7 protein-coding genes are annotated in these 7,039 nt (G+C 32.5%); all 7 read left to right on the forward strand.

Annotated features, from left to right (window positions below; translation table 11 throughout):
* Positions 1–12 precede the first annotated feature (12 nt).
* Positions 13–1,347 carry an MFS transporter gene (locus OEA66_RS08160; RefSeq protein WP_267280901.1) on the forward strand — a complete coding sequence of 445 codons (1,335 nt, stop codon included), beginning with the start codon at positions 13–15 and terminating at the stop codon, positions 1,345–1,347.
* A gap of 114 nt (positions 1,348–1,461) precedes the next feature.
* Entirely contained in the window at positions 1,462–2,016 is a 555-nt protein-coding gene (locus OEA66_RS08165) for an RNA polymerase sigma factor (RefSeq protein WP_267280902.1), read from the forward strand.
* Positions 1,982–2,683 (forward strand): hypothetical protein, encoded by a 702-nt coding sequence (locus OEA66_RS08170; protein ID WP_267280903.1) that lies wholly within the window; start codon positions 1,982–1,984, stop codon positions 2,681–2,683. The genes OEA66_RS08165 and OEA66_RS08170 overlap by 35 nt, the downstream gene beginning before the upstream one ends.
* Before the next feature lie 16 nt (positions 2,684–2,699).
* The gene (locus OEA66_RS08175; protein WP_267280904.1) at positions 2,700–3,794 is read left to right on the forward strand and encodes a hypothetical protein; all 1,095 of its coding nucleotides are present in this window, start codon (positions 2,700–2,702) and stop codon (positions 3,792–3,794) included.
* Positions 3,795–4,063: 269 nt separating this feature from the next.
* Complete coding sequence (locus tag OEA66_RS08180; protein WP_267280905.1) at positions 4,064–4,453, forward strand: hypothetical protein; 390 nt, start codon at positions 4,064–4,066, stop codon at positions 4,451–4,453.
* Positions 4,454–4,493: 40 nt separating this feature from the next.
* Positions 4,494–5,672, forward strand: a complete 1,179-nt coding sequence (locus OEA66_RS08185; protein ID WP_267280906.1) for an acetyl-CoA C-acyltransferase — start codon at positions 4,494–4,496, stop codon at positions 5,670–5,672.
* Between the two features lie 180 nt (positions 5,673–5,852).
* Positions 5,853–7,039: MFS transporter (locus OEA66_RS08190; RefSeq protein WP_267280907.1), on the forward strand; the 1,187-nt coding region annotated here is incomplete at its 3' end.

Consider the following 7,039-nt stretch of genomic DNA (forward strand, 5'->3'; position numbering starts at 1 on the left):
TATAATTAAAACATGAATTTAAAATTACGATTGACCATCCTGAGCTTTCTACAGTTTGGGGTTTGGGGGGCTTACCTAACTTCGATGGGGAATTATTTAGGCTCGGTTGGATTAGGTTCTAAAATTGGACTTTTCTATGCAATGCAGGGAATTGTTTCTATTTTTATGCCTGCCATTATGGGAATCATTGCAGACAGATGGATTCAGGCTCAAAAACTTCTAGGTATTTCACATTTTCTTGCCGCAGTTTTTTTAATTTGGGCAGGATATTACGGAATGTCAGCAGGTGCAGAGGTGGAGTTTTCTAAACTTTTCCTACTTTATAGTTTAAGTGTAACTTTCTATATGCCCAGTATTGCATTGTCAAATTCAGTGGCGTACACGGTTTTGGTTAATAATAATTTTGATACAATTAAAGCATTCCCGCCAATTCGTACTCTAGGAACTGTAGGATTTATCTGTGCTATGTTATTTGTGAATTTTGCAGGAATTAAAGATGAGAATTTCAGCTTCAATTTCTCCAATGAAAGTAATTTCCCAAGTTTTCAGAACAGTTACAGTCAGTTTTTTGTTTCAGGTGTTTTAGGAATAATTTTATTCATCTATTCATTTACTTTACCTAACTGTCCTGTTAACAAAAGTGATGAAAAAAGAACTTTGTCTGATGCTTTAGGTTTGAAAGCTTTTGCTTTGTTTAAAGAGAAAAAGATGGCAATCTTCTTTATTTTCTCAATGTTTTTAGGCGTTTCTTTACAGATTACCAATGGTTATGCAAATCCATTTATTACAAGTTTTAAAGAAATTCCTGAATTTGCCTATACATGGGGTGCAAGTAATGCAAATGCGTTAATTTCTCTGTCTCAGGTATCAGAAACGCTTTGTATTTTATTAATTCCATTCTTTTTAAAACGATACGGAATTAAAAAAGTAATGTTAATGGCAATGTTTGCATGGGTTTTAAGATTCGGATTATTCGCAACCGGAAATCCGGGAGGCGGAGTTTGGATGTTTGTACTTTCTATGATTGTCTACGGTATTGCATTCGACTTCTTTAATGTTTCAGGTTCGTTATTTGTAGATAAAGAAACAGATAAAAGTATTCGTTCAAGCGCACAAGGTGTTTTCATGATGATGACCAACGGTTTTGGAGCAACAATAGGAATGTTGGGAGCTCAAGAAGTTGTAAATCACTATGTATTCTCTCAAACTGATCCTTCATTACAACTTGCCGGATGGCAAACTTCGTGGTATATTTTTGCAGGCTATGCATTGTTGGTTACCATTGCTTTTGCGATTGTTTTTAAACATAAACATGATCCCAACCAAGTAAGAGAAATAAAACATTAATTAATCTCCTTTATTTAAAGAATATGAATTGCACTTTTGAAAAAAAAGTGCAATTTTTTTTATTTTTAGGCAACCATTTTCATATTTCGCCGTCTTATCAATAGAAACTAATCAATGAAGCATTTAGAAGAGAATTTTAAACTTGCCAAAAAACAGGATCGGAGAGCTCAGAAAGCGCTTTACGAGTTGTTTTCAGCTAAAATGTTGGCGGTTGCAAATTCTTATACGAATAATATTCACGATGCGGAAGATATTTTAATCAATGCTTTTCTGAAATGTTTTAATAAAATCAATGACTGTCAAGACTGGAAAAGCTTTCCTTTCTGGTTGAGAAAAATTGTAGTGAACGATTCGATAACTTTTGTCAGGAAAAACAAAAATATTTTATACGCAGATATTGAGATTGCAGATGATTATTCCGAAGAAGAACTGAATGAAAATCTGATTGAAATTAATATTGAAGAAATTTTTTCTCAAATGCCGACAGGTTACCGATTGATTTTTAATCTCTACGTATTTGAAGATAAAAAACATCAGGAAATTGCAGAGATTCTCAATATTTCAGAAGGAACAAGCAAAAGTCAGCTCAGCAAAGCCAAAAAATGGATTGCTGATTATTTAAAATCAAAAGAAAATGGACAACAAAATACTGAAACAATTAAAAAATAATTACGAAGACCTGGAAATAAAGCCTTCTGCCAATCTTTGGGATCAAATAGAAGATGAATTAGATAAAGGTTCTAAAACTGTACAAAAATCATCATTTCAGTGGTGGAAATACGCTGCTGTGATTGCTTTTTTGATTTCAGTTGGAAGTCTGTTTTATTTTAATTCCAATAAATTTTCTGATATTCTAAAAACAATTGCAACTGAAAAATCTTCTGGAAATATAAGAAAACCGATTGAAGTAATTGAATCTGTTACTGATTTAAAAAATGAAGAAGTAAATAATGAGTCAGAAATGATTGTTAAATCAGAAAAATTAGAAAAAAAATATTCAGAAAAATTAGTTCAAACTAAGTCTGATGTTTTAAATGAAATTTCAATAATTACTAATACAAATCCTCAAATTAGTATAAAGCCTGAGATTAATAATAAACCTGAACAGATAATTTCTGAATCTCCTCAACTAGCGACAACACAACCTGCTGTAAAAGAAACCAAAGTAAAATATATTACGGCTAATGATCTTATTTTTCAGCGAAAATATAGTATTGAAAAGAAAGATGATGCGCATGAAAATGTGAAAAGACTGGGAATTATTAAGATCAACAGAATAAATATAAGCCCGGAGTTTATTACCATTTTTAACAGCAGTAACAGTACAAGCGAATAAAAATAATTCATCAATTATGAAACAAAAAATACTACTAACAGGAGCTTTTATGTTTCTGTTCTCAATCGCCTTTTCCCAAAGCAAAGTAACTTTGAAAAAACAGATGGAAAATTATACAAACAAAGTCGACAGTCTGGTTACTGAAGAACGAAACAAAATGAATGCTGAATTTGATGAACTTGAAAAGAAAATGAAGGCCGGCGAAATTTCTGAAAACGAAATGAATGAGCAGAAAAATTTAACTGCCATTCGATATGAAGCAATAATTAATGATGAGATTGCAAAACAGAAAGACGAGTACGAAGAAATAACTGGCAAAACAGTAAGAAAAGCACTTTTTAAAAGTAATCTTAGTTCAGAAAATAAATTATTCCGAACGGCTAGAGGCGCTTTGCTGGATCTTACATTTGAACAACCCGAATTTGATGAGCCTGAAGATCCTAAAAACTATTTGGAAAGTTTTGGATATGTTGCAGGAATTTCACTAATAAATTTCACAGATAATAAATTTTTTGATTTTTCTAAAGGAAATGAGCTGAAAAACTCTACGTCTGGAAATTTCACTTTGCGTTATGAGAATCAGTTGGGTAAAACTACAAGTCCCGTTTTTTATCGTGTAGGATTAGGCTGGAGACTTGAAACCATCGTTCCTTCCAATGACAAAATTTTTGCGCAGGATGATAAAAATCTTTACATCACAGATTTTACGGGGAATAACTTTAAGAATGCATGGTTAAGAACAGACTATATTTATATTCCTGTGGAAGCAATATTTGTTTTAAATCCAAAATTTAAAGATTACGAAGGAGTACGTTATATAGATAACACAAAAAAACAATTGCGTATTGGTGTAGGTCTTTATGGTGGAACCAAAATAAATGACAGAATCCATCTTCAGTACAAAAATGATTTTGGAAATCGTGTGTACAATCGAGATGCAGTATCAAAAGGATTAAATCCATTTATATTTGGAGGAAAAATTTCAATAGAATATTTCGGGTTTAATATTTACATAATGAAAGATTTTACATCTGTTTTCAATAATGAAGCATTGATTCGTAATAAAAAAGGAGTGCAGATTGGAATAGATCTTTGGGCATTGACATTTTAATTTTCAGAATATTATTATTATACTCTTAATAATAATAGCCTGCTAAACACTAAATATGGTCTTCGGATTGGTTTAGAAATTACCAGTATTAATTTTAAGATATTCATAATAATTAAATTAATATTAAATAATCAATAATTTTTATGTTGTATTTTTGCCTAAATAATATTATCAATCTTAAATAAATGATTTTAAAACATACTTATAAAAAGTATGTTTTTTTTTGTATTTTGGCATTGTGAGATTCAGTTAAAATTGTAAAATCAATAATGAAAAATTTACAGCTTTTAGGATTAATTTTAGTTGTCATTGGAAGTTTTCTTCCCTTAGTTCATGTACCAATCATTGGAAACTGGAATTACTGGAAGGTAGATTACTATTTGGCAGGAGCTTGCTGGGTCTTCTCGGCTTGCGCATTATTTGGAATTATTAGTAACAGTCAGAAAATTGTAAAATTCTTCGGCATTTTATTAATTCTGCTATTTGCATTTACCATTTTTGCTACAAAATATCAAGCGTTCAGTTATTTTAGTTTTTTACCTTTTAAATCGTGGACAGAAACTCTCGCTGCAACCATCAAGTTACAGTGGGGCTGGATTGTTGAGTTTTTAGGAGCATTTATTTTAGTGTTTGTGAAAAGAAAAAAAGAAGTTCAATAGAAAGAAAAATTAATTATAGAATTAAAATAAAAAAGAAGATATGAAAGAAGTATTCATTGTTTCCGCAGTTAGAACTCCAATGGGAAGTTTTATGGGAAGCTTATCAACAGTTCCGGCTACGAAACTGGGAGCAACAGCAGTAAAAGGAGCTTTAGATAAAATTAATTTAGACCCGAAAAATGTTCAGGAAATCTACATGGGGAACGTTCTTCAGGCAGGTGAAGGTCAGGCTCCGGCAAGACAGGTTGCTTTAGGTGCTGGATTGTCAAACGAAACTCCATCTACAACAATCAACAAAGTTTGTGCTTCAGGTATGAAAGCTGTAACAATGGCTGCACAAGCGATAAAAGCAGGTGATGCAGACGTTATCGTTGCAGGAGGAATGGAAAATATGTCGATGGTTCCTCATTACTACAACGCAAGAAACGCTACAAAATTAGGCGATGTAAAAATGCAGGATGGAATGGTTTTAGACGGTCTTACAGACGTTTACAACAAAGTACACATGGGAGTTTGTGCAGAAAAATGTGCAACAGATTATAACTTTTCAAGAGAAGATCAGGATAATTTTGCTATTGAATCTTACAAAAGATCTGCAAAGGCTTGGAGCGAAGGAAAATTTGTTGAAGAAGTTGTTCCGGTATCAATTCCACAAAGAAAGGGAGAGCCGGTAATTTTTGCTGAAGATGAAGAATATAAAGCGGTGAATTTCGATAGAATGCCTACACTTCCTACTGTTTTCAAAAAAGAAGAAGGAACCGTTACAGCAGCCAATGCATCAACTTTAAACGACGGTGCTTCTGCATTAATTCTTGTTTCTAAAGAAAAAATGGAAGAATTAGGTTTAAAACCTTTAGCTAAAATAGTTTCTTACGCAGATGCAGCTCACGAGCCTGAAAACTTTACAACAGCTCCTTCAAAAGCTTTACCGATCGCTCTTAAAAAGGCAGGGTTAGAAATTTCGGATATTGATTTCTTTGAATTCAACGAAGCATTTTCTGTAGTTGGTTTGGCAAATAATAAAATTTTAGGCTTAGATGCTGCTAAGGTTAACGTAAACGGTGGAGCAGTAGCTTTAGGTCATCCACTTGGAAGTTCTGGTTCTAGAATTATTGTTACTCTGATCAATGTTTTAAAGCAAAATAACGCTAAGTATGGTGCTGCAGCTATCTGTAATGGTGGTGGTGGTGCTTCTGCAATCGTTATTGAGAATATGTAATTATTGTTTTTAGATAAATCTTTGAAATCCGGAAGTGTAATATTTCCGGATTTTTTGTTTCTCTAAATGTGGTAAAATAGGATCTAACTTTAACAAATCAATAAAATTTAACCATAAAAAAATAAAAACTGCCGAATGTTCAGCGGTTTTTCTATTTTTGTGCAACTAATTAGTTTGAAAATGTCTGAAACTGAAATTCAACCGACTCAAAATATAAAGAATAATCCGAAAATCATGAAAGCCTGGGCTGTCTATGATTGGGCAAACTCTGTATATTCTTTGGTTATTACCTCTGCAATTTTTCCGATTTATTATACCATTCTTACGACTGCTTATAATAAAAAAGAATTTGTTCCGGAAGCGGGAGAAGTACAGGAAATTCCGGTACGTCACATGATTAAGATTTTTGGGGAAGGTTATGAGCCGGAAGCGGTTTTAAGTTTCTCTTACGCAATTTCATTCTTTTTGGTAGTATTATTATCGCCTTTCTTATCGTCATTGGCAGATACTATCGGAAACAAAAAATCATTTCTACAGTTTTTCTGTTACTTGGGAGCAACTTCTTGTATGGGATTGGCGATGTTTACAGGAATGGAAAATGTCTTTTTGGGATTGCTTTTCAGCATCACGGCAAGTGTCGGCTTTTGGGGAAGTTTGGTATTCTATAATTCATTTTTGCCGGATATTGCAACTCCAGATAAGCAGGATTCATTGTCAGCAAAAGGATATATTTACGGTTACATCGGTTCGGTTGTGCTTTTAATTATCTGTTTGATTTTAATTCAGGTGGTTGCGAAAGGTCCTGATCAGGCTAAAATTTATATTAGAGTAAGTTTCTTATTAACAGGAGCTTGGTGGTTTGGTTTTTCACAATATACTTTTAAACATTTACCGCAGTTTGGTGATGTGAAAGAGAAACTTCCAAAAGATTTAGTTTTATTAAATTATAAAAACATCTTCAAAAGACACGAAGAGCAAGGTGGATTTTTTGAAGTATTAAAAGATAACATCAGTTTCTATAAAGATATTGCCAAAGAGAGCTTTAGAGAATTATTCAGAGTAGGAAATAAACTTTTTTCAGATAAAGCTTTAAAGTTTTTCCTTTCTAGTTTCTTCTTTTACAGTGTCGGAATGCAGACTATTTTCTTAATGGCAGTTCCATTTGGAAGCACTGTGATTTTCCCGAAAGAAGCAGATAAATATAAATTAATCATAACGATTTTAGTTATTCAGATTATCGCCATTTTTGGAGCATTTTTATTCTCAAGATTATCAAAAAAAATTGGCAATAAAAATGTCATTACAATTGCAGTTATCATTTGGATTGGATGTTGTCTTTCTGCATATTCTTTAAATAAAGAAAACCC

The organism is Chryseobacterium luquanense (assembly GCF_026460945.1).
In the GTDB taxonomy this organism is placed as follows: domain Bacteria; phylum Bacteroidota; class Bacteroidia; order Flavobacteriales; family Weeksellaceae; genus Chryseobacterium; species Chryseobacterium luquanense.